The 22941-nt window shown below is 72.6% G+C and carries 15 protein-coding genes; 4 read left to right on the forward strand and 11 right to left on the reverse strand.

Annotated features, from left to right (window positions below):
- Window positions 1–5: 5 nt before the first annotated feature.
- The 6 genes from VET29_RS39815 to VET29_RS39840 form a co-directional block, all read right to left on the reverse strand.
- Window positions 6–7982 (reverse strand): non-ribosomal peptide synthetase/type I polyketide synthase, encoded by a 7977-nt coding sequence (locus VET29_RS39815; protein WP_324931193.1) that lies wholly within the window; start codon window positions 7980–7982, stop codon window positions 6–8.
- Window positions 7983–8168: 186 nt separating this feature from the next.
- Complete coding sequence (locus tag VET29_RS39820) at window positions 8169–9692, reverse strand: amino acid adenylation domain-containing protein (RefSeq protein ID WP_324931196.1); 1524 nt, start codon at window positions 9690–9692, stop codon at window positions 8169–8171.
- Window positions 9689–9943: an acyl carrier protein gene (locus tag VET29_RS39825; RefSeq protein ID WP_324931200.1), complete on the reverse strand. Its 255-nt coding sequence runs from the start codon at window positions 9941–9943 to the stop codon at window positions 9689–9691. Before VET29_RS39825 ends, VET29_RS39820 begins: the two co-directional genes overlap by 4 nt.
- A 13-nt stretch (window positions 9944–9956) precedes the next feature.
- Complete coding sequence (locus VET29_RS39830; protein WP_324931204.1) at window positions 9957–12782, reverse strand: condensation domain-containing protein; 2826 nt, start codon at window positions 12780–12782, stop codon at window positions 9957–9959.
- The gene (locus VET29_RS39835; RefSeq protein WP_324931207.1) at window positions 12779–14581 is read right to left on the reverse strand and encodes a non-ribosomal peptide synthetase; all 1803 of its coding nucleotides are present in this window, start codon (window positions 14579–14581) and stop codon (window positions 12779–12781) included. The genes VET29_RS39830 and VET29_RS39835 overlap by 4 nt, the downstream gene beginning before the upstream one ends.
- Window positions 14582–14833: 252 nt before the next feature.
- Window positions 14834–15310, reverse strand: a complete 477-nt coding sequence (locus VET29_RS39840) for a DUF1707 domain-containing protein (RefSeq protein WP_324931210.1) — start codon at window positions 15308–15310, stop codon at window positions 14834–14836.
- A gap of 112 nt (window positions 15311–15422) precedes the next feature.
- On the opposite strand from VET29_RS39840, the gene VET29_RS39845 reads away from it, so the two are divergent.
- Entirely contained in the window at window positions 15423–15911 is a 489-nt protein-coding gene (locus VET29_RS39845) for a cupin domain-containing protein (protein ID WP_324931213.1), read from the forward strand.
- Window positions 15912–15992: 81 nt separating this feature from the next.
- Here VET29_RS39845 and VET29_RS39850 read toward each other — a convergent pair whose 3' ends face one another.
- Both VET29_RS39850 and VET29_RS39855 read right to left on the reverse strand, forming a co-directional pair.
- Window positions 15993–17123, reverse strand: a complete 1131-nt coding sequence (locus tag VET29_RS39850; RefSeq protein WP_324931215.1) for a serine hydrolase domain-containing protein — start codon at window positions 17121–17123, stop codon at window positions 15993–15995.
- A 13-nt stretch (window positions 17124–17136) separates the two neighbouring features.
- Window positions 17137–18033: an alpha/beta hydrolase gene (locus VET29_RS39855; protein ID WP_414636727.1), complete on the reverse strand. Its 897-nt coding sequence runs from the start codon at window positions 18031–18033 to the stop codon at window positions 17137–17139.
- A gap of 95 nt (window positions 18034–18128) precedes the next feature.
- Here VET29_RS39855 and VET29_RS39860 point away from each other — a divergent pair, with 95 nt between their 5' ends.
- The gene (locus VET29_RS39860; RefSeq protein ID WP_324931220.1) at window positions 18129–19163 is read left to right on the forward strand and encodes a helix-turn-helix domain-containing protein; all 1035 of its coding nucleotides are present in this window, start codon (window positions 18129–18131) and stop codon (window positions 19161–19163) included.
- Window positions 19164–19382: 219 nt separating this feature from the next.
- Here VET29_RS39860 and VET29_RS39865 read toward each other — a convergent pair whose 3' ends face one another.
- Window positions 19383–19880: a helix-turn-helix transcriptional regulator gene (locus VET29_RS39865; RefSeq protein ID WP_324931223.1), complete on the reverse strand. Its 498-nt coding sequence runs from the start codon at window positions 19878–19880 to the stop codon at window positions 19383–19385.
- Window positions 19881–19976: 96 nt separating this feature from the next.
- Window positions 19977–20936, reverse strand: a complete 960-nt coding sequence (locus tag VET29_RS39870; protein WP_324931226.1) for a glutamate ABC transporter substrate-binding protein — start codon at window positions 20934–20936, stop codon at window positions 19977–19979.
- A gap of 129 nt (window positions 20937–21065) precedes the next feature.
- Between VET29_RS39870 and VET29_RS39875 the strand changes: the two genes are divergently transcribed.
- Window positions 21066–21344, forward strand: a complete 279-nt coding sequence (locus VET29_RS39875; RefSeq protein WP_324931229.1) for a hypothetical protein — start codon at window positions 21066–21068, stop codon at window positions 21342–21344.
- A gap of 123 nt (window positions 21345–21467) precedes the next feature.
- On the opposite strand, the gene VET29_RS39880 is transcribed toward VET29_RS39875, so the two are convergent.
- Window positions 21468–22355 (reverse strand): alpha/beta hydrolase, encoded by an 888-nt coding sequence (locus VET29_RS39880; protein ID WP_324931299.1) that lies wholly within the window; start codon window positions 22353–22355, stop codon window positions 21468–21470.
- Between the two features lie 48 nt (window positions 22356–22403).
- On the opposite strand from VET29_RS39880, the gene VET29_RS39885 reads away from it, so the two are divergent.
- On the forward strand, window positions 22404–22751 hold the full coding sequence (locus VET29_RS39885) for a hypothetical protein (RefSeq protein WP_324931231.1): 348 nt from the start codon (window positions 22404–22406) through the stop codon (window positions 22749–22751).
- Window positions 22752–22941 lie beyond the last annotated feature (190 nt).

Genomic DNA, 22941 nt, shown 5'->3' on the forward strand with positions numbered 1-22941 from the left:
GGCGTTCAGGCCGCCTTCGCCTGGATGAGGTCCTTGTCCTTCAGTACCACCGGGTCCGGGATCGCGTCCGGCAGCTCGTCCTCCAGCAGGCGCAGGCGGCGGTAGCGCCACGCGGCCACACCGAGTCCCAGCGACACGACACCCGCGCACATCACCAGGAACGCCATGCCCCTGCCGGGCTGACCGGCCGCGTCGGCCAGCGGTTCGAACACCCCGGACGCCAGGGGCCCGGCCAGCGCGAAGCCTGCCGGCACCATCAGCCAGCTGAGCATCAGGCTCGCCGCGAACACCCGCCCCTGCAGTTCCAGCCCGACCTTCGCCTGCACGATCGAACCCCAGTGCGCGTTGAGGATCGCCGTGGCGGCGCCCAGGAAGAACAGGCCCACGGCCGGGTACACCGGGTGCGCCGCCAGCCCCATCAGGACCATCGACACGCCGATCAACGCGAAGCTGCCGAGGATTCCGGTGGTACGCCGCCGGAACCCGCCCCACACGCTGGTCAGCACGCTCCCGCCCAGCAGGCCCAACCCACCGGCGGACAGGACCAGCCCCAGCGTCGACACCGCCCCCAGCGACAGGGTCAGCGGCGTCGCGATCACCTCCACGATGGCGACCAGGAAGTTCAGCGCCGTCGTGGCCAGGATGACCGCCAGCAACCCCGGCCGCCGCAGGATGTAGCGCCATCCGCCGGTCAGCTCACGCCCGAACGACTCCTCCGCCTTGTTGAACAGCCGGTCCGGGAACCGCACCGCCAGCAGGGTGACCACGGCGAAGCCGAACGTCACGAGGTCGATCAGCACGATGCCGGTCAACCCGATCAGCACCACGAGCCCACCGCCGAGCAGCGGCGCGACCACTGTGCCCGCCGCGGAGCCCAGCTGCGCGATCCCGTTCGCCCTGCCGTAGTACCGCTTCGGCACCAGCTGCGTCACCGCCGCCCGGTACGCCGGCTGCTGGAACGCGATCGCGATCGCGCCAAGGGCGACCAGCGGGTAGACATGCCACAACCGCAGGGAGTCCGTCCACAGCAACGCCGCGAGCGAACACGCGGCGACACCGGACAGCGTGTCGGCGGCCAGCATGATCGCGCGCCGGTCCCACCGGTCCGCGATCGCGCCGGTGAGCGGCGCCAGCACCACCGCCGGCAGCAGTGTCATCACGCTGATCAACCCGAACAGCGACACCGACCCGGTCTGCTGGTACACCCACACGCCGAGCGCGAACGTGGTCAGCCCGGAACCGATCAGCGACACCAACTGTCCGAACGCGACGGTCAGGAACGCCCGCAGGTCGGCAGGTGGCGCCGGGGTCACGGGCACCCCGTCACCCGCGTCGAGCACCAACGCCAGCTCCCCGGCCTGGTGCTTGTGGAAGTAGTGTCCGGCCTGGCCGATCACGTGCAGCGAGACCTGGTCGGCGAAGTGCGTCCACTCCGACACCCGCTCCTGGTACAGCTCCGTGACCCGGTCGCCGTCGCCGACCACACACACGATCGGCGCACGCAGCTTGCGGAAGCCCTCCTGGTGGAACGCCGCGGTGTAGAAGTCCTCGCCCTCCTGGGTGTCCTTGAGGAACACCCGCATCAGGAAGTCCTGCTCGCGCGGGTCGAGCACCTCGTTGAACAACCCGGTGGCACGCAGGAACTCCAGTGCGCGCCGGCGGGAGGTCGTGCGCTGCAACGGAAGCAGCCGGCGCATGGCCCGGAAGAACCGGCCGGGCAGCCGCGGCGACGGGAAGTGCCCGCCGATGACCACGCGCACCAGGTCGACGCCGTCGTCCTCCAGCCGCCGCGCCAGCGCCACGGTCTGCGCGCCGCCCATGCAGTGCCCGTACAGCACGACCGGGCCGGTCACGGTCGCCTCGATCTCCCTGGCGCACCGGTCGACCAGCTCGTCGAAGCCAAGCGCCGGCTCGGCCGGGTTGGCGAGGTCGTGCCCGGGGGGTTCGATGGCGTACAGGGACACGTCGCCGGCCACGGCCGCGGCCAGCTCCTGGTAGGTGAGCGCGCCGCCGGCCGCGAGCGGCACACAGACCAGGCTCACCCGCGCGGTCCTCGGCGGCGTCAGCTCGTGCAGCAGCCCCGTACTGGTCCTCCCGCCGCCGGTGTACTCGGCGAACCGCCGGATCGTCGGGTGGGTGAACAGGTCCATCACGGACGCCGGCACACCGAGGTCACGCACGGCGCGGACGGCCTTGAACGAGTCGCCGCCGATGGTGAAGAAGTCGTCGTCGATGCCGACGGACGGCAACCCGAGCAGCTCGCACCACCGCGCGGCCAGCATCTTCTCGAACGCGGTGCGTGGGGCGGCTCCGGCGGAACCGGGCTCCCGCCGCGGCGCCGGCAGTGCCTTCCGGTCGACCTTTCCGTTGGGGGTCAACGGAAAGGTGTCCATCACCACGAACGCCGAGGGCACCATGTAGTCGGGCAGCGACACCCGCAGGTGGTCACGCAGGTCGTCGGGCGCCCGGGTGCCGGCCCGCGGCGTCAGGTAGGCGACGATCGCCTTGTCCGCCCCGTCGGCACGGACCACCGCGACCGCCTCGCGCACCGCGTCGTGCCGGCCGAGCACCGCCTCGATCTCGCCAAGCTCGATCCGGTGCCCACGCACCTTGACCTGGGTGTCGTTGCGACCGAGGAACTCGATCGTGCCGTCGGGCCGGTACCGGCCGAGGTCACCGGTGCGGTAGAGCCGGTCCGCGCCGAGGCGCACGAACTTCTCCGCCGTCGCCTCGGGGCGGCCGAGGTAGTCGCGGGCGAGGCAGACGCCGCCGAGGTGCAGCTCGCCGGGCACGCCGACCGGCACCGGCCGGGAGCCACCGTCGAGCAGGTGCGCGGTGACGCCGGCGAGCGGCCGTCCGATGGTGATCGGCGCGCCGGGTTCGACCTCGGCCATGGTGGCCCAGATGGTGGCTTCGGTCGGGCCGTACATGTTGTACAGCCGGCGAACCCGGCCACCCAGCTGCTCGGCGAGCGCCGTCGGCAACGCCTCTCCCCCGCACACGGCGGTGAGCTGGTCCCGGCCGGCCCAGCCGTCGGCGACCAGCAGCTGCCAGGTGACCGGCGTGGCCTGCATGACGGTGGCGTGCTCGCGGTCGAGCAGCGCGGCCAGGTCGGCGGGGTCGTGTGCGACGTCGCGGCTCGCGATCACGACCCTGGCCCCGCAGGTCAGCGGCAGGAACAGTTCCAGCACCGAGATGTCGAACGCGTAGGTGGTGACGGCCACCAGCGTGTCCGACGGGCCCATGTCCAGCGCGGCACGCATGGCGTGCAGGAAGTTGACCACGGAGCCGTGCTCGACCCGCACGCCCTTCGGCCGGCCGGTCGAGCCGGAGGTGTACAGCACGTAGGCGAGGTTCGCCGGGGACGACGCCACCCGCTCGACGGGTGCGGTGCCGCCGTCGTCCGCGACGACCACCGGCAGGTCCGGGTCCGCGTACCGGTCCGCGAGTGCCCGCTCGGTGAGCAGCACGGCGGCCCGCGAGTCCTCGAGGATGTAGCGCTGCCGGTCGGGTGGGTAGGCCACGTCGAGCGGCACGTAGGCGCCGCCGGCCTTCAGCACCGCGAGCAGCGCGACGACCAGCAGCTCGGACCGCCCGACGGCGACCGCGACCAGCGTCTCCGGCCCGACCCCGGACGCACGCAGCCGGGCGGCCAGCTCGTCCGCGCGCGCGTCGAGCTCGCGGTACCGCAACGACCTCCCCTCGAACGTCACCGCGACCGCGTCCGGCGTGGACGATGCCTGACGCTCGACCAGCTCGTGGATCCCGAGGTCCGGCGCGTCGCTCTCGCCCGTGCCGGCCCACGCGGCGAGCTGCTGCTCCTCCTCGGCCGTGAGCAGTGGGGCCGCGCCGATCGGCGTCGCGGGGTCGTCGCTGAACGCGGTCAGTAGGCGTTCCAGGTGGGCGAGCAGCCGCCGCGCGGTGGCCGCGTCGAACAGGTCGGTGTTGTACTCCAGCTCGCAGACCAGCTCGTCCGCCTGCTCGTGCACGGTCAGCCCGAGGTCGACCTGCGTGGCGCCCAGCCGCACCGGGCGCTCCGTCACCGCCAGGTCCGACAGGGCGAGCCCGGTGCCCGGCGTGTTGAGCAGGTTGAACATCACCTGGAACAGTGGGTTGCGGCTGGGGTCCTTCGGCGGCCGCAACGCCTCGATGACCTGCTGGAGCGGCGCGCCCTGGTGTGCGAACGCACCGAGCGCCGTCGCCCGGACCCTGGCCAGCAGCTCGGCGAACGGCAGGGCGCCGTCGAGCTCGGTGCGCAGCACCAGCGTGTTCAGGAAGCAGCCGACGACCTGCTCCTGCTCGGCCCTCGTCCGGCCGGCGACCGGGGAGCCGACGCAGATGTCGGTCTGCCCGCTGTAGCGGTGCAGCAGCGCCTGCAGTGCGGCGAGCATGGTCATGTACAGCGTCGAGTCGTTGTCCCGGGCCAGCTTGCGCACCCGCCCGGCGTCGAGCACGCGCCTGGCCAGGCCCCCGTCGAAGGTCTGCACCGGCGGGCGCGGTCCGGCCGTGGGCAGGTCGACGGCCTCCGGCGCGCCGGACAGGTTGTCCCGCCAGTACGCCAGGTCCGCCGCGGGCGCGTCGTCCGCGACGCAGTCCGCGTACTGGTTCGGCGGGTCGGTGAGCGGCGAGGGCTTACCGGCGCGGAACGCGTCGTAGAGCGCGCCCAACTCGGCGAACAGCACGCCGAACGACCAGCTGTCGGCGATGATGTGGTGCACCGTGATGCCGAGGACGTGGTGGTCCCCGGCCAGGCACAGCACGGCGAACCGGAACAGCGGCCCGGTGGCCAGGTCGAACGGCAGCCGTGCGATCGCCCGCAGCTCGGTGTCCACGGCGGCCGCGGTCACCTCGGTCACCGGCGCGTCGACCGCGACCTCGGGCAGGATCACCTGCAGTGGCATGCCTTCCGGCGCACGGAACACGGTGCGCAGCGACTCGTGCCGGCGCACGACCTCGGTCAGCGCGGCACGCAACGCGGTCAGGTCCAGTGCGCCACGCAGGTCGACGGCGGTCGCGATGCTGTAGGCGGCCGGGTGGCCGTGCGCGTGGTCGAGGAACCACATCCGCCGCTGCACCGCCGACGCCGGCAGCACACCCTCCCGCCGGGCCGGGAGCGCGGGCGGCAACGCCGTGGTGCCCACCGCGGCGGTCAGCGCGCGCAGGGTGGGGGTGGTGAACACGGCGTCGAGCGGCACGGTCAGGCCGAACCGCGCGGACAGCCGCGCCACCAGCTGGGTGGCCAGCAGCGAGTCGCCGCCCAGCGCGAAGAAGTCGTCGTCCGGGCCGACGCCGTCCACCCCGAGCAGCTCACCCCAGACGGCGGCGACGCGGGCCTGGTCGTCCGTCAGCGTCTCGTCACCGGCGACCTTCGAGTCCACAGTGGACTGTGAGCGGCCGGCGGCCACCCAGTACCGCCGCCGCTCGAACGGGTAACCGGGCAGCGCCACCATGCGGCGCTCGCGACTCGCCGTGAGCCGGGGCAGGTCGACCACCCCGCCGGCGGCCCACAGGCCGCCGACGCCCGACAGCAACGCGACCACGTCGTCCGTGTCGTCCTTGGCGCGGCGCATCATCGGCACGGCGGCGCCGTCGCTCTGCCGCACGAACGTGGACAGCGCGCCGCCCGGTCCGGCCTCCGCGACGACCAGCCCGGCACGCGCCAGCTCGCCGGCCGAGTCGGCGAACCGCACCGTCTCCCGCAGGTGGGTCGCCCAGTACCGCGGGTCGGTGGCCTGCTTGCCGGTGACCCAGGTGCCGGTGACGTTGGACAGGTACCGCAGCTCCGGCTCGGCGAGCGACACCGCGGCGGCCTCGGCGGTGAGCTCGGCCAGCACCGGGTCGAGCATCGCGGAGTGAAACGCGTGCGAGGTGCGCAGCCAGCGGCAGGCGACCGCCCGGCCACGCAGCTGTGCCTCGACCTCGGTCAGCGCCGCGCGCGGCCCGGACAGCACGCATGACCGCGGCCCGTTCACCGCGGCCAGCGACACGTCCGGCCGGAGCGCCTCGATGGCCTCCTTCTCGGACACCCCGACCGCGAGCATCGCGCCGGGCGGCAGTGCGTGCACCAGCCGGCCACGGGCCGCGACCAGGCCGAGCCCGTCCGCCAGGGAGAACACCCCGGCCAGGCAGGCCGCCACGTACTCGCCGACGCTGTGCCCGGCCATGGCCGCCGGGGCGATCCCACGCTCGATCAGCAACCGCGCCAGCGCGTACTCGGTGGCGAACAACGCGGGCTGGGTCAGCCAGGTCTCGTGCAGCGGCGCGTCGTCGCCGTACAGGGCGTCGCGCAGGTCCAGCCCGAGGTCGGCCCGCAGCACGGTGGCGCACTCGTCGATGACGTCGCGGAACTCGGCGTGCCGCCGGTACAGTCCGGCGCCCATCGCCGTGTACTGGCTGCCCTGCCCGGGAAACACGAACGCCACCCGGCGGTCGGCGCCGGACACCGGGCCGGCCGGCGCCCGCAGCGCATCAACCGCGGCCGCGCGGTCGGTGCCCACCACGACCCGGCGCTGGGCCAGCCGAGCCCGGCCACGCTGGAGCGTCGCGGCCACGTCGGCGAGCTCCGCCGGCGTCCGGGCGAGGTGCCCGGCCAACTCGCCCGCCATCGTCTCCAGCGCGCTGGAGGTCTTGGCGGACAAGGGAATCAGCTGCGGCTCGGCGGTCGGCTCCGATGGAACCAGTGCCGGCGCCTGCTCCAGGACCACGTGCGCGTTCGTGCCGCCCATGCCGAACGAGCTGACCCCGGCCCGGCGGGGACCGTCGGCCGGCCAGCCCGTCGCGGCCGGATTGAGCCGGAAAGGGCTGCGGGCGAAGCGGATCCGCGGGTTGGGCGCGTCCAGGTTGACGTTCGGCGGCAGCGTCTCGTGCTCCAGCGCCAGCACGGCCTTGATCAGGCCGGCGACCCCGGCGGCGGCGTCCGCGTGGCCGAAGGTGCCCTTGACCGAGCCGAGCACGCAGAAGCCCGTGTCCTCGGTGCCGGTGCGGAACGCCTTGGTCAGCGCGGAGACCTCGATCGGGTCGCCGAGGCTGGTGCCGGTCCCGTGCGCCTCGACGTAGCCGATCGAGCGTGGTGACACGCCGGCGTCGGCCAGCGCGCGGGTGACCACGTCGACCTGCCCGTCCACGCCCGGCGCGGTGAACCCGACCTTGGCGGCGCCGTCGTTGTTCACCGCGGACCCGCGGATGACCGCGCGGATCGGGTCGCCGTCACGCAGTGCGTCGGCCAGCCGCTTCAGCACCACGACGCCGGCGCCGCTGCAGCCGGTGGTGCCGCGGGCGTCGGCGTCGAACGGCCGGCAGCGCCCGTCCGGGGAGAGGGTGCCGCCGTCGACGTAGCGGTAGCCACGCCGCTGCGCCGGTTCGATGCTCGCGCCGCCGGCCAGTGCCACCTCGCACTCGCCGGCCAGCAGGCTCTGCCGGGCCAGGTGCACGGCCACGAGCGACGACGAGCACGCGGTGTTCACCGCGATCGCCGGCCCGCGCAGGTCGAGCTTGTAGGACACCCTGCTGGCCAGGTAGTCCTTGTCCGTGGAGAGCACGACCTGGTACTCACCGACGGCCGCCAGCAGCTCCGGCGCGGACGAGAGGTTCTCGGCCAGGTAGGCGCTAGTCCGGGCGCCTGCGAACACGCCGACCCGCTGCCCTCCCCTGCCGGGTGCCTGGCCGGCGTTCTCCATCGCCTGCCAGCAGCACTCCAGGAAGATGCGGTGCTGCGGGTCGAGCACCTCCGCCTCGCGCGGGGTCAGGCCGAAGAACTCCGCGTCGAACTCGGCCACGCCGTCGAGCACCGCGCCCGCCCGGACGTAGGCGGGGTCGGCGAGGCCGGCCGGATCCGCGCCGTCGGCGAGCATCTCGGCGTCGGTGAACGGCCGGACCACGTCGGAGCCCGACGTGATCGTGGCCCAGAACTGCTCGGGGTCGGCGGCCGACGGGTACCGGCAGGCCATGCCGATGACGGCCACGTCCCGGTCGGACTGGCGCATGGGTGAGGCTCCTCCTGTGCGGTGTCCACCAACGTTGGTGGGTCTATCGGTGGATCCAGGTCTCCGCTGGCAAGGCGCCGATTCGCCCTCGTACTGGACGTACTTGGGCGGATCGGCAACGCCGTCTCGCCGGCCCGGCGCTCGCTGGGCCGCCGAGAGACCCGGCGAACGTTGGTGGACACCGCACTAGTGCGCGGGCAGGCTTGTGGCGGCCAGCTCGCGCAGCTGTGGACGGTCGAACTTTCCGTTGGCGTTGAGCGGCATGCTCGGTAGCTGGACCAGGCGGCGGGGCACCATGTAGATGGGCAGCCGCCCGCGTACCGCGCGACGCACGTCGGTCACCGCGGGGACGCCGGTGTAGAAGCCGACCAGCTCGGTCTCGCCGTCGCGTCTCGTGGCCACGACCACCGCGGTGTGCACGCCGTCGGTGCGCCGCAGCGCCGCCTCGACCTCGCCCAGCTCCACGCGGTGCCCCCGCACCTGCACCTGGTGGTCGGTCCGGCCGACGTGCACCCACGCGTCGCCGTCGCGGCGTACCACGTCGCCGGTGCGGTAGTAGTGCTCCGGCCGGACCGGACCGGCCACCGGGACCACGCCGTCACCGGCGCGGGCGACGAACCTGCCCGCGTTGTCGGCCGGGTCGAGGTAGCCGTCGAACCGCTGGGCGCCACGCAGGCACAGCTCGCCCTCCTCGGCGGGGTTGCCGGCGCCGTCGACCACCACCGACTCCAGGTGCGGATAGGTGAGCGCGATCGGCACGCTGTCGTTGGTGGTGCGTGGCCACGCCGTCTCGTCCGCGGGCAGCGCGTGGTCGGCGCACAGCACGGTCGTCTCGGTCGGGCCGTGGGCGTTGGCGATCTCGGCGCCGGGCACCACGGCGTGCCAGGCACGTGCCTGCGCCAGGGTCAGCTGCTCACCGCAGAAGACGCTGTGGCGCAGCTCGTTGGGCAGCCCGGCACGCAGCGTGCCCAGCTGGGCGGCGACCGAGATCACCGACGGGACGGAGATCCAGTGGGTGAGCCGGCGCTCCGCGATGTAGCGCACGGGCTCCACCAGCTCGGCGCGGCGAGGGCAGACCAGCGTCGCGCCGCCTGCCCAGGTGACGAACAGGTCGAAGATCGAGACGTCGAAGCTCAGGTCGAAGGTGTGCGACATGCGGGCGCCGGGACCGACCCCGAACCGCGCCACGTTGTGCGCCACGAACGGACTCACGTTGCGGTGCCGGATCGGCACGCCCTTGGGGCGGCCGGTGGAGCCCGAGGTGAACAGGATGTAGGCCACCGCGTCCGGGTCCCGGCGGACCGACGGCAGGTCCACCGTGGACAGTGGCGGGTCGACGAGCGTGCGCGGCACCGCGAACTCGGGTGCCAGCCTGGCGCCGGCCGCGTCGGCCAGCAGCAGCTCCGGTTGTGCGGCGGCACGGATGGCGCGACCACGGGCGACCGGGTGGTCGGGGTTGAGCGGCACAACCACCGCGCCGAGGCGGGTGATGGCCAGGTACCCGGCGAAGGCGAGCAGGCTGCGCGAGGCCAGCAGTGCGACCCGGCCCGGCACCTCCCCGCACTCGGCGACCAGCCGGGTGGCGAGCCGGGCGGACAGCTCGTCGAGCTCGCGGTAGGTCACCTCGCGGTCGTCGACCTCGACCGCCACCGCGTCGGGTAATCGCGCGGCCGAGGCGGCGAACCACTCGTACAGCGTCGGCGTGGTCATCCTGCCGCGGCCAGCAGGTCGGCCTGGGCGGTCACCGTGCTGTGCTGGAACAAGTCGACCGAATCGACCCACACGTCGCCGGTCTCGTTGAGCACGTCGGTGAGGAGCATCAGCAGCATGGAGTCGCCACCGGCGTCGAAGAAGTTGACGTCCAGCGGCACGGCGTCCTCGGTGATGTCCAGCACCTCGGCCCACGCCTGCCGCACCCGCGCGACCAGGTCCTGGCGCACGATGGTTTCGTTGTGTGTCATTGGTTTCCTTTGTTCAGAGAAGGGACCGCGGGTGGCCGGCCAGTTCGGTGGCCGCCGCCAGCAGGGTGTCGGCCAGCTCGGCCGCGGTGGCCGCGTCGAAGAGGCCGGTCAGGTAGGTCAGCTCGAACACCAGCTCGTCGCCGGCATCGAGCGCCAGGAACTCCAGCTCGTACTTGGACTTCAGCGGCCGCAACGGAAGCAGGCTGGCCGGCACGCCGAGGTCGGGTGGGCGGGGCTCGGTGCCCGCCGACACCTGGACCGGCGTGACGGGCGGCCGGCTGAGGTCCCGCTCGGGTTGCAGCGCCGCGGCGACCAGGTCGAACGGCACGTCGGCATGGCGGTAGCCGACCGCACCGGCGGTGGCCACCCGGCGCAACGCGTCCTGCCAGGTCGGCGTGCCCCGCAGGTCCGCCCGGATCGGGACGGTGTTGACGAACATGCCGACCGCCCCTCCGGGCCGCTCGGACCAGGGGAAGACGAAGAGGAAGTCGCGTTGTGTGCCGTGCCGGGAGAGGGAGGCCGCCGCGAGGGTGACGGTGGCCAGGAAGAGGCTGCACCCGGCGTCGGCGATGACCTGGCGGAGCCCCGCGGTCCGGGTGGCGTCGAGCCGGCGGCGCACGGTGGCGGCGTCGACGGACTGCAGCGGGCCACGCGGGCGGTCGTGGGGCAGGGCGATGTCGCCGGGCGCGCCGGTGAGGGCGGCGACCACGGCCGCGGCGCCGGTCCCCGGTTCGTCGGGTGGCGGGTCCGCCGGGTCGGGCAGCGGCTCGCCCCGGTAGGCGGCGCCGATCTGGTCGAGGAGGAGCTGGCGGGAGTGCCCGTCGACGACGATGTGGTGGGCACAGAGGACGAGCAGGGTTTCGTTGTGCCCGGTCAGGATCTCCGCACGCGCGGGGGCATCGGCCGCGAGGTCGAACGGCGTCCAGCAGAGGGTGGCGAGGTGCTCGGCCAGCTTGTCGTCGTGCCACGTGGAGACGTCCGTGACGTCCGTGCGGGCCGGCTCGCCGGTGGTGGTGTGGACGACCCGCTTCGCCGCCCGGTCGAGCCGGAACCGGGACCGCAGCGCGGGATGGCGGGCGAGCACGGTGTCCACGGCGGCGCGGAGCCGGTCCACCGCGAGGTCGCCGTCGAACCGGAGGACAGTGGGGACGAGGTAGGCGGCGCGGAGGTGGCGCATGCGGTCCTGGACCCACATCCGCTGTTGGACGGAGGTCGCGGGTCGTTCGCCGGCCGGCTCGCCGGCCGGCGAAGCGGTCTCGGTGCCGTCGACCCGGGCGAGCAGCCGAGCCAGTCCGGCGACGGTGGGGTCGCCGAGGAACTCGCGTGGCGTGACCGCCGAACCCGCTCTGGCCAGCATGGTCACCGCGAGCATCGAGTTGCCGCCGAGCGCGAAGAAGTTGTCCTCGGCACGCGGTCGGCCGGTCACCAGTCCGTCCACTGTGGACAGAGCATTGTGGAACAGCTCGCCGGCCCGGCGTTCGAACCGTGGCGCGGGCACCCCACCCGCGACGGGCTCCTCGACCGGCGACTCGACCGCCCCGGCCGGACCGTACGGTATCTCCACAGAGGACAGTCGCCGGTCCGGTTCGGCCAGTGCCGCCGCGAGCACCGCCTGGTAGTCGGCGGCGAACCGGTCGCCGAACTCCTCCGGGTAGCGGTCGGTGGCGTACTCCAGCGTGCCGGTGGTGCCGGCCTCGGCCGCGTCGACGATGAGTAGGACGTCGGCCTTGGCCGTGCCGGTGGGCAGCAGCTCCGACCGCCACGGCGGCGTTTCCAGCCGCGGCGCCGGGAAGTTCTGGTACGCGAACCCGACGTCCGGCAACGCCCGCCTGCCCCGCGCCGTGACCGTCGCGGCGAGCCGGTCGTACGGCAACCGCTGCAGGCGCAGGGTGGCGAACGCCTCCGCCCTGGTCGCGGTGAGCAGCTCGCGGAAGGTCTCGGTCCCGTCGCAGTGGCAGCGCAGCGGGACCGTGTTCACGAAGAATCCGACCATCCGCTCCAGCGCCGCGTGCGGCCGGTTCACGGTGAACGTGCCGACCAGGAAGTCCGCTCGGTCCGACCAGCGGCGCAGCGTCTCCAGGTACGCGGCCATGAACACGACGAACGGCGTGGTCCGCGACTCCCGCGCCAGCCGCTCGGCGGCCTGGACCTGTGCCGCGCCGACGGCGAAGTCGACCTGCCGGCCCGGCCGCGCCCCCTCCGGGGTCGCCGCGACCGCCCGGGCGCCGCCCAGCAGCAACGGTGTGGGCACCTGAAGCAGCTCGTCGGCGCGCCGCGTCAGCTGCTGGCGCAGATCGTCGAGCTGGGGCCGCTCCCACGCCGCGTAGTCGACGTACCGCAGCTCGACGGGCGGCAGCTCCTCCGCGCGGTACAGCTGTGCCAGCTCCTCGAACAGCGGCGCCAGCGACCACCCGTCCACGGCGATGTGGTGGACCAGCAGGAGGACCGCGTTCCCGGCCGGCCACACGACACAGCGCACGGGAAGCTCGGTGGCGAGGTCGAACCCCGACCGGGCGCGGCGCAGCGCGTCGGCCCGCACCTCCCCCGGCGTGGCCAGGTCGGCGACGACCTCGACCGGCACCGGCGCGGGCGGCGCCACGACCTGCACCACCTGGTCGCCGCGGCGCTGGTAGTTGGTGCGCAGCACGTCGTGCCGCTGGACCAGCATGGTCATCGCGGCCCGCAACGCGGTCACGTCCACCGGCCGCGCCCACCACAGGAGCAGTGGCACGTTGTACACCGGCGACCCGGGGGCGCCCTGGTCGATCAGCCAGAGCCGCTCCTGCGCGGAGGACAGCGGGGCGACCGTCGCGCCGGTGCCGGCTAACTCGCCCTTCATGCGCCGGCCACCGCTTCGCTCGCCAGCGTGCCGGCGAACTCGGCGAGGGTCTCGGCCAGCAGCAGCTCCGTCGGGTCCACGTCCACCGCCAGCCGCGCCCCGATCCGCGACGCGATCCGCACGGCCAGGATGGAGTTGCCGCCCAGGTCGAGGAAGTTGTCGGACGCGGCCACGCCGTCGACGCCGAGCACCTCCGCGACCACCTGCCCGACAACCGCGAGCTCCGCCTGTCGTGCGGGCTCCGCCGGTCCCGTGGAGTCAGGTGCGGCCGGTGGTGCGGGAGCGGCCAGCATCGCGAGCATGGCCGTGCGGTCGGCCTTGCCGGTCGGGCCCAGTGGCACGGCGTCCAGCGGCACCCAGCGGGCCGGGACCATGTAGCCCGGCAACGTCTCCGCCAGCCGCGTCCGCAGCACCGCGGCCAGGCCGTCATGATCGGCGGCACCGGCGGCACCGGCGGGCAGCACGAAACCGACGAGTGCCGCGTTCGGTCCCTCGCCGACCTTCTCCACGAACACCGCCTCGACCAGACCGGTCGCCGCGGTGGCGTGCTCGATCTCCTCCAGCTCGATGCGGAACCCGCGCACCTTCACCTGCCGGTCGCTGCGCCCCACCACCTCGAGCGCGCCGCCGGGCAGCTCCCGGACCAGGTCGCCGGTGCGGTAGATCGTCCGGCCCGCCCACTCGACGAACCTGCGCGCGGTCAGCTCCGGCTGGCCGAGGTAGCCGAGCGCCACGCCCGGGCCGCCCACGCACAGCTCACCGACCTCGCCCGGGGTCACCGGGGTCAGCCGCTCGTCCAGCACCAGCAGCTCGGTGCGCTGCAGCGGGTAGCCGATCGGCACCTTGGCCATGCCACGCAGGCTCTCCTCGGTGCACTCGTACGCCGCCGCGAACGTCGTCGTCTCGGTGGGGCCGTAGCCGTTGACCAGCCGTCCCGGCGGTTTCCCGGCGAGCACCCGGCGGGACACCGCGAGGTCCAGCTGCTCGCCGCCGACGACGAGGTTCGCCAGCGTGGCGAAGGCACCCGGCCGCTCGCGGGCGATGGTGTGGAACATCGACGTGGTCAGGAACATCGTGTCGACCGCCGCGCCGGCGATCCGCGCGATCCACTCGTCGACCGGCAGCTCCGCCGGCGTCGGCAGCACCACCACCGTGCCGCCGGCGGTCAGCGTGCTCCACAGCTCGAACGTCGTCGCGTCGAACGCCGGGTTCGCCATGTTCGCGACCCGGTCGCCGGGCGAGATCGTGCAGTAGTTGGGTTCGAGCACCAGTCGCGCGACCGCGCGGTGCGGCACGACCACGCCCTTCGGCCGGCCGGTCGACCCCGACGTGAACGACACGTACGCGGGACTGTCCGCGCCGGCCTCGCCGTCGACGGCGCTCCCGCCGCCGGCCGGGACCCGCACCACCGGGTGTCCGGCCAGCCGGTCGGCCCACCGGTCACCCGGCTCGCCCGCGGCGACCACGACGGGCGGGTCACCGGCCTCGTGGAGGATCGCCGCCAGCCGGTCGGCCGGCGCGTGCGGGTCGAGCGGCACGTACGCCGCGCCGGCACGCAGAATGCCGAGCAGCGCGACGGCGAGGTCGACGGACGGGCTCGCGGCGGCGGCAACCAGGCGCCGCGGGGCGCCGGCCAGCTCCGCGGCCAGCCAGCCGGCGTGGCGCCACAGTTCCTCGTAGGTCAGCGAGCGACCGCTCTCGCTTTCGGTCACCGCACAGGCGGTCGGGGTCCGGCGCACCCATCGCGCCACCAGGCCGTGCACGCTCGTCGGCGCAGGCGGCGACTGCCGCGAGATCATGAACCCCCCTGGAGATGAATTCCCTGAACAGGCAATTTAAGTAAGGGTTCACCCAATTCAGATAGCCCGTTCGGCGGCTAATCAACGACAGTTGGAGTATGTGGGACGGCAACGGCCACCAACCGTCTGCCACTGTCACACACAGAGTGATCAACATATGCGTTGACCTGGTTGATGTCGCCGGTCAACACAAACTTCGGAATGCCCCGGACCAAATGTCCGAGGCATGGTGAACCGTTGTCGCGGCGGCGGTCAGCGGTCCCGGCGGCCACGCCGGCGGTCGTGCTCGCGCCGGCCCTCCCCGCCGCCGAAGCGGCCAAGGGCGCCGAGCACCATCGGGATGAGCAGCCAGACCGGCCAGAAGTACAGGAGATGCCCGGTGGTGATGCTGGTAACCAGCCAGATCACCGACGAGAGGACGAAGATTCCGCCGAAACCGCCCAGCCACGCGCGGACGAGCTGACCGGAACGGTCGCGGACCGCCGCGGGCACCGGGGCCGCCGCGGCGGGGGTGGGCTGTGCACCGGCCGGGGCGTGGACGGGCGCCGTGCTGCCGGGCAGGTCGTCGAGCAGCCCCTTCAGGTCGCCGTAGGTCCTGGCGGCGTAGGTCTTCTGCAGACGCTCGTCGTACTCGGCGAGATCGAGCCTGCCCTCGTCCATCGCCTTCTTCAGCTTGTCCGCGACAGCCTGGCGATCACTGTCGGCGGCCCGCATCTCATCACGACCCATGCCCCAAAGAATGCCATCCCCACCCACCGGCGACATCATCACACCGCGAGAACACTCGACGGCCGCCGGTCGAGCCGGTCGCGCCGCACCGGTGTGCGGCAGAATGGCCGGCATGCGACCGACCGCGGAGGAGCTGCGGCAGCTGTGGGGGATGACCAAGCTGCCGCAGGAGGACGTGCTGTTCACCCCGACCTACGAGTCGGCCGGCAAAGGCCCCGACGGCAAGCCCCTCGGCACCGGCATGGTGGCCATGTTCACCGACGAGCCCGGCTCGTTCTCGGACATGCACCGCCTGCCCACCGACGAGATCTGGCACTTCTACCTCGGCGACCCGATCGAGCTGCTCCTCCTCCACCCCGACGGCCGTGACGAGCTGACCATCCTTGGCACCGACGTCCTCAGGGGACAGCATGTCCAGACCGTCGTCCCCGCCGGCGCCTGGATGGGCGCCCGCCTGCGGCCGGGTGGCGAGTACGGCGTCTACGGCAACACCATGGCCCCGGGATTCGTACCCAGCGACTTCGACCCCGGCGACCGTGCCGAGCTGACCCGGCGCTGGCCACACCACGCCGGCCTCATCGCGGCCCTCACCCGGGACTGAGTCGCGGAGATCGCGCCGCCGCTTCTCCGCGATCTCCGCGATCCGGCCGCCGTCCACGAACACCACGCAGCGGATCCGTGGTCATCGGCCGCACAACGCCTGCCGCTGGAAGGCCGCCAGCGCCGCGTCGATGGGATGGGGCTGCGGCACGCCGGCCGAGTCCGCCTTGTTCCACCGCACGAGGTTGACCGCGACGGACAGCTGCCGCCCGCCGTCGGCGCGGGTCATGGAGACCGTGCCGGCGCCCCAGACCGTGCCGTCGTGGCCCCAGAACGTGCCGTGGCCCGGGATCTCGACCTTGTGCAGCCCGAGCCCGTACTCGATCGTCTTCCCGTCCAGCGCGATGACCGGACCCGTCCGCCGCATCTGCGCGAGCGACGAGTCGCCCACGATCTCGCCGGCGAAAAGCTTGTCGTAGAAGCGGTTCAGGTCCGAGACGGTCGACACCAGCCCGGCCGCCGGCCCCACCCAGGACATGTTGTAGACGCTGTAGTCGCGTGGCGGGTCGATCAGGCCGTACAGCGCCTCGTACATCCGCGAATGCGGCTCGTCGATGTACGGCACGGCCGGGAACCCGGTGTGCCGGAGGCCGGCGCGCTGGATGACGTCGCGGGTGATCTGCCGCTCGACCGTGGTGCCGGTGACCAGCTCCAGGAGTTGGCCGAGGAGCAGGTAGTTGGCGTTGGAGTACACCCCCGGCCGCGCTCCCGGCTCGCCGGTGGCCGGCGCGCCGAGCCCCATCCCGATCAGTTCGGTGGGGAGGAACCGGCGGAACCGGTTGTCGTCGATGCTCTCGGGCGAGATCTCCAGCAGCGAGGGGAATCCCGCGAAGGACGGGAACGCGTACGGGAGGTAGTCGGCGATGCCGCTGGTGTGGTTGAGCAGCATCCGCACCGTGATCCGCTCGCCGCGCTCACCCGGCACCAGCGTGGGCAGGTAGCGGCCGATCGGCGCGTCGAGCTCGATCCGTCCACTCTCGACCTGCCGCAGGACCGCGGCGGCGGTGAAGGTCTTGGTGACACTGCCGATGCGGTGCCGCATGCCGGGCGCGACGGGCCGGCCGGTCGCGACGTCGGCGACCCCCGCGGCGCCGAGCCACACCTCGCCACCGGCACGCACCTCGGCGTACAACCCAGGCATTCCCGCGCGGTGCACACCGTCCATCGCGGACCGCAGTGCCGCGGCGTCGAGGCTTTCCAGTTGGAGTTCCATGTGAGTCGTCCTCTCATTCGGCCAACGCGCGGCGCAGGACCGCGCTGAGCTCGGCGATCTGCCGCTGGGACACCTCGGCGGACAGGATCGCCTGCGACCCGTGGAAGGTGCCGGGCCACTGGTGCAGCTCGACGGAGACACCCACCCGCAGCAGGCGCAGCGCGTAGGTGATGGCCTCGTCGCGGATCGGGTCGAACTCCGCGGTGGCCATGTAGGCGGGCGGCAGCCCGGACAGGTCGGTGGCCCGGGCCGGGGCGGCGTACGGCGTTGCCTCCGCGTCGCCGAGGTAGTGCCGCCAGGACCTGGCGACCTTGTCGCGATAGGACCAGGGCGTGTCCGTGAAGTTGCGGGCCGACCAGGTGTCCATCCGGTCGTCGAGCGAGGGCTGGTTGAGCAGCTGGAAGCAGATCGGCGGGCCCTGCTGGTCGCGTGCGCGCAGCGCCAGCGCGGCCGCGAGCCCGCCGCCGGCGCTGTGCCCACCGACCGCGATCCGCCCCGGGTCGACACCCAGCTCGGCCGCGTGCTCGGCCGCCCAGGCCAGCACGGCGTAGGCGTCGTCGAGGGCAGCCGGGAACCGGTGCTCGGGGGCCAGGCGGAAGTTCACCGAGAGCACCACCGCGCCGGCCCGGTCCGCGAGCCGGCCGGCCCACGGGTGCTCGGAGTCCACGTCGCCCATGACGTACCCGCCGCCGTGCAGCCAGACGATGGCGCCGGACGCCTGTCGCGGAAGGTAGATCCGCACCGGCACGTCCGGCGCACCGGGTACGACGCGGTCCTCGACCGCCATGTCCGCGATGTCGGGCGGCGGGACCCCCGCCGCCAGCTCGGCGAGCAGCTTGCGGTCGTTGACCGGGTCGATGAGGTCGGCCGGCGGGAACAGCGGGATGAACGCCTCGAGCTCGGGATCCATGCCGACCATCGTGTCGGTCGGGTCGCGGGAGTTCACCCGCCACCCGTCGCGCGTTCCGGCCTTCTCACGCACCGATCGCGCATATCCTCGGGTGTATGGAGGCACTGGCCAAGCGCCTGTCGCACCTGGGTCCGCAGGTCGAGGGCATGCTGAAGGTGGTCATGTTCTACGACACGCTGATGCGCAGGCGGGTGGACCTGCCGGCACTGACCAGGGCGTCGGCGGGCCTGGCCGAGTGCGTGGTCGGGATCCGGCTGCACGGCACGGGCCGCGTGGTCCGCACGACGCCGGATGGCAGGCCCGCCCCCGAGCCACCACCTCCCGCGTCGACGACGATGCCGATCACCCTGGACGACGAGGAGATCGGCACGGCGTGGCTCGAACGCCCCGGCCGTCCCGGCCCCCTCGACGAGGCGGTACTGGACCGCCTGGCCATCGCCGCGGCGGCGGTGGTGGAGAAGTACGGCCCCGCCCGCACCACCATGGCCGACCCGGCACTGGTGGAACTGGTGATCAGCGCCGAGAGCGACGACGCGGCGAGGGCACGCGCGCTGCGGCTGCTGGGTTTCGCGGCGGACCTGCCGATCCGGGTGGCGGCCGTGCGGTCGCGGGTGCCGCTGGACCAGGTGGCCGGACTGGTGTGCCCGAGCCGCCCGGTGAAGGCGGCCACCCTGGGCGACGTGGGCGTCATCCTGGCAACGACCCTGGACCGGTTTCCCGAGGGCGTGCGGGTGGGGGTCGGCGCCGCGGAGAGCCCCGCGGAGTCGTGGCGGGAGGCCCGCACGGCGCTGCGCTTCACGACCGCACGGGAGCCGATCGCCGAGTACGGCGATCTGGGGGCGTTGGCACTGCTGGCACAGGTGCCCGAGGAATGCCTGCGCGACAACGCGGACGTGGCAGCCGTCGGCCGGTTGACCGCCGAGGACCTCGCGACCCTGGACGTCTACTGCGCGACCGGCTCCCAACGACGCGCGGCGGACGTTCTGCACCTGCACCACAGCAGCGTTTCCCGCCGGCTGGAGCAGATCGGCCGGACGCTCGGCATCGACCTGACCGAGCCGACCGGCCTGACCCGCGCGAGACTCGCCCTCACCGCCAGCCACCTACTCGACCCCGCCGACGAGGAATGAGCCCCTCGGCGACCCAGATGTAGCGGCCCAACGCACGTTTGTTTTCGTCCGCGACAAGCAGGTCTTCCGGGCCGGGTCACCGGTCCTGGGTCGGGCGTGACGTCAGATGCTGTGCGATGAGCGCGGCACCGCCGGCGAGAACGAAGCCCTCGCTGGCTGGCAGGGTGAAGAAGAGCCTCGCGACCTCGAGTTGGAAGTCGGTAAGAGTGATCTTGTTCGTCACTGTGCGGGGACCGAATCCGCGATCAAGGGTTCCCACACGGCGCGAATGTCGCGAGGGAGCACCAGTTCCTGCCACAGGTCGATCAGCAGGGCGCCGTCGATGTAGGTGAGCACGTCGGTTTCGGCGCCCTCCCGTAGCACCGCCTCGTACACGCGGGCACGGTCCGACCGGTCCCGGAGTCGGTACTTCCGGCCAGGCTGCGACCAGTTCAACGACAGAGGCAACGCTACCGTCGCCAACGCCCTGCGCGGCGGGAGTGACGGGAGCTGGTCCGGCACCTGGTAGATGCGACCTCGGGTACCGGGGACAGGGTGGAACGTGATCCGAGGACGCATGTCCAACTCGAAGCCCGAGGCGTTCAGCAGGCGCTCTGCCGTGTCCAGCGTCGGCTTCTTCCGGCCGTTCTCATACGCCGACACGGCCGTTCGTGACGTGTGCGCCTGCTGGGCGAGCTGATCCTGGGTCAGGCCGGCCTGGTGCCGTGCCTCCCCCAACAAACTCCGCTACGGACACCGCCAGCACCTCCTCACGAACCCAGTCAGGGTATCTACTTGGATACGGTACGCCGCGCGCAGGCCGGGCAGCAGCGGTCACGTCCGGTAGCGCGCGAGCGGCGGTGGCGGCGGTGACCCGAGAATCGGTGAGAGCCAACGGGTGTACGAGGCCGTCCAAGTGCCGTCGGCGCGCATTCGTTCCAGGACGGCGTTCACGAAGCGGACGAGCTCGGGTGCGGTCGGCGCGATGCTGACCCCGTACGGCTGCTGCTTGAGGACACGGCCGACCACCCTGGTGTTGGGGTCCTGGGCGGCGAGCGCCATGAGCAGGATGTCGGAGGTGGAGATCGCGTCGATCTGGTGCTGCTGCAGCATCACCAGGCAGTCCACGACATCGGGCGCGGACACCGGGATCGCCTTCGGGTTGAAGGTGGGGATGTTGACGATCGACGTGCTTCCGGTGGCCGCGCAGACCTTCCGCCCGCTGAGCTGCTCGATCTCGGTGGCGGGATCCCCGTTCCGGACGAGCAGCCGCTGGTTCGCCGTGTAGTACTCGGTGGAGAAGTTGGCATCGCGCCAGTTCTCACAGGTCATGGTGGTGGTCCGGACGGCGAGGTCGATTCGGCCCTGTCGCAGCAGGGAAACCCGGGTGCTGGCGTTGATCGCGACGAACCGCACCCGCGTGGGATCCCCGAACAGGGCCCGAGCGATCTCCCGGACGATGTCGATCTCGAAACCGCTCAGCTCCCCGGAGACCGGGTCCCGATAACCGACGCGGTAGGCGTTCTGGTTGACCCCGGCGACCAACATCCCCCGACGCACGATCCGGTCCATCGCCGACCCGGACGGCGGTCGACCGGGCGCGGGCAGCGCCTCGGTCGGCCGCAAACTCGCCCGAGGGTCCCCACATTCGGTCGACTCCGTGGTCGAGTTCGGTGGCGGCGCCGGGTCCCGCACCTCCGCCGGAAGCACCTCCCGCACCGGCACCCCACGCCGAACCGGCACCGACTCGGCCTGCCCACACCCACCGACCAGCACGACGAACACGGCCAGCACAGCGACAAGGCGCCCACCGTTCCCCCACATATCCCACAGCACAACACATCGACGGCGGCCACCGCCATGGGAACATTCCCGAGAACCTGCCCGGCGTGTAGTGCTCACCGCCTGGTGGATGATGCCGGGATGCAACGATTCGAAGACGACGACGTCGGCTATGAGACCTGGCTGGCCAAGCATCCCGGCCTGTACGTCCTCAACACGGCACGCAACCCCGCGCCGAACTACCTGATGCTCCACCGTGCCACTTGCCGCACCATCGCCGGCGTTCCGGCACGCGGCGTCCGGTGGACCGGCGAGTACATCAAGTTCTGCGGCCAGTGGGTCGAGTTGGAGGAGTTCGCCCAGACCCACGTCGGCGGCACCGCTTTCCCTTGTCGCCTCTGCCTGAAACCGCGAGACTAGTGTCCCGCGGTGTATGACTCGGCCCTTGCGGACCGCGTGGCGGAGGAGGAGCGTCGCGGCGACCAGGGGAAGCGCATCCGCGCAACCAGGTCATCTCCGGGGTTCCCGTCGTCACAACGAGAATCAGCAGGAGATGTCCTTGGCCGGCAACGTTCCCGCGGTCAGGAACGCGACCGCGGCCTCGTCGGCGCACGTCGAGCCGGTGCCGTACACGTAGTGCCCGCCGTTGTCGACGCCGACGAAGCCGGCGCGACCGCCCAGCGCCCTGCGCATCCCGAGCCCGGACTCCCACGGCGTCGCGTTGTCGCGGCGGTTCTGCAGGATCAGGACGTCACGTGGGCCCTTCGCCGTCACCGTGACCGCTGCCTCGACCGGTGTGCGGGACCAGAACGCGCACGGCCAGATGTTCGCGGGCATCCCGGCGCTGAGCGGGTACCGCTCGCGGTCGGCCGCCGTGTTGGTCTCGTACGACGCCACATCGTGCGACCACGTGGCGTCGCCGCACAGGATGGCCAGGCTCATCGTGATCTGGTTGTCCGCGGGTACGCCAGGCTCGGCCGGCGAGCCGGCGAACACCTGCGACAGCACGGCCAGGTCCGGCGCGTTCCCGGCGGCCAGGTCGGCCGCGGCCCGCCAGGACCGGGTCAGCGGGGCGAGTGTGTCGTCGTGCATCAGCAGCTGGTACGTGACCGCCCGCAGCAGCCCTCCGTTGAGGGACACCGGCGTGCCTGGCACCGGAACCGGCTGCCGGTCGAGCTTGTCCGCCACGTCGACGAACGTCTTCTCGACCTCCTCGACCGTGCCGCCCAGCCCGAGGCCTGCGTTCACGGCGACGCGGGCGGCGTCCGGGAACCGGGCGTCCATGCCCTTGTTCCACGTCCGGATCTGCTGTGCCCACACCCTGTTCGGGTCGACGTTGCCCTCGAACACCAGCCGGTCGCTGTGCCGCGGGAACAGCGTGGTGTACACGGCACCGAGGTACGTGCCGTAGGACTGGCCCCAGTACGAGATCCTCTCCTCGCCGAGCGCCTGCCGGACGACATCGAGGTCACGAGCCGTGTGTCACCGATGCCGGCGCACTGCCTGGCAATCGCGCGTGCCCTGGTGATGTCGGGCTCGATCGAGCCGCCCGCGCCGGGATACGGGAACCCGCTGGTCTCGCTGGGGTCGGACAGCCCGCAGCTCATCGGCGAGCTGTGCCCGACACCGCGCGAGTCGAAGCCGACCAGGTCGTACTGGTCGAGGATCGCGGGCGCGAGGGTCGCCGCCATCTCCCCCGGCATGTCCAGGCCCGCCAGCGCGGGACCGCCCGGGTTCAGCACCAGCGCGCCGCGCCGCTTGCCTGGCTCGGCGGTGGCGATCCGGGAGACCTCGACGGTGATGGTCCTGCCCCGTGGATGTCGGTAGTCCATCGGTACGGTCACCGTGCCGCAGGTCTGGCGAGGGTCCCGCGTGGCGCCCGGCACGGACGCCGGGCAGGCACCCCAGGTGATCGGAGCCGGTTCGGCCACGGTGGCGGTCGTGGGGGACGCGGCCGTGGCGGCCTCGTCGCAGGCCGACGTCGAGGCGGCGGCCAGGACGCCGGCGACGACGAGGA

The organism is Actinophytocola sp. (assembly GCF_035634895.1).
GTDB lineage: Bacteria > Actinomycetota > Actinomycetes > Mycobacteriales > Pseudonocardiaceae > Actinophytocola.

Bases quoted from the DNA above. Each gene is read 5' to 3' on its own strand.
- VET29_RS39815 (WP_324931193.1), bottom strand. From the start codon at position 7,982: ATGCGCCAGTCCGACCGGGACGTGGCCGTCATCGGCATGGCCTGCCGG.
- VET29_RS39820 (WP_324931196.1), bottom strand. From the start codon at position 9,692: ATGACCACGCCGACGCTGTACGAGTGGTTCGCCGCCTCGGCCGCGCGA.
- VET29_RS39825 (WP_324931200.1), bottom strand. From the start codon at position 9,943: ATGACACACAACGAAACCATCGTGCGCCAGGACCTGGTCGCGCGGGTG.
- VET29_RS39830 (WP_324931204.1), bottom strand. From the start codon at position 12,782: ATGAAGGGCGAGTTAGCCGGCACCGGCGCGACGGTCGCCCCGCTGTCC.
- VET29_RS39835 (WP_324931207.1), bottom strand. From the start codon at position 14,581: ATGATCTCGCGGCAGTCGCCGCCTGCGCCGACGAGCGTGCACGGCCTG.
- VET29_RS39840 (WP_324931210.1), bottom strand. From the start codon at position 15,310: ATGGGTCGTGATGAGATGCGGGCCGCCGACAGTGATCGCCAGGCTGTC.
- VET29_RS39845 (WP_324931213.1), top strand. From the start codon at position 15,423: ATGCGACCGACCGCGGAGGAGCTGCGGCAGCTGTGGGGGATGACCAAG.
- VET29_RS39850 (WP_324931215.1), bottom strand. From the start codon at position 17,123: ATGGAACTCCAACTGGAAAGCCTCGACGCCGCGGCACTGCGGTCCGCG.
- VET29_RS39855 (WP_414636727.1), bottom strand. From the start codon at position 18,033: ATGGATCCCGAGCTCGAGGCGTTCATCCCGCTGTTCCCGCCGGCCGAC.
- VET29_RS39860 (WP_324931220.1), top strand. From the start codon at position 18,129: ATGGAGGCACTGGCCAAGCGCCTGTCGCACCTGGGTCCGCAGGTCGAG.
- VET29_RS39875 (WP_324931229.1), top strand. From the start codon at position 21,066: ATGCAACGATTCGAAGACGACGACGTCGGCTATGAGACCTGGCTGGCC.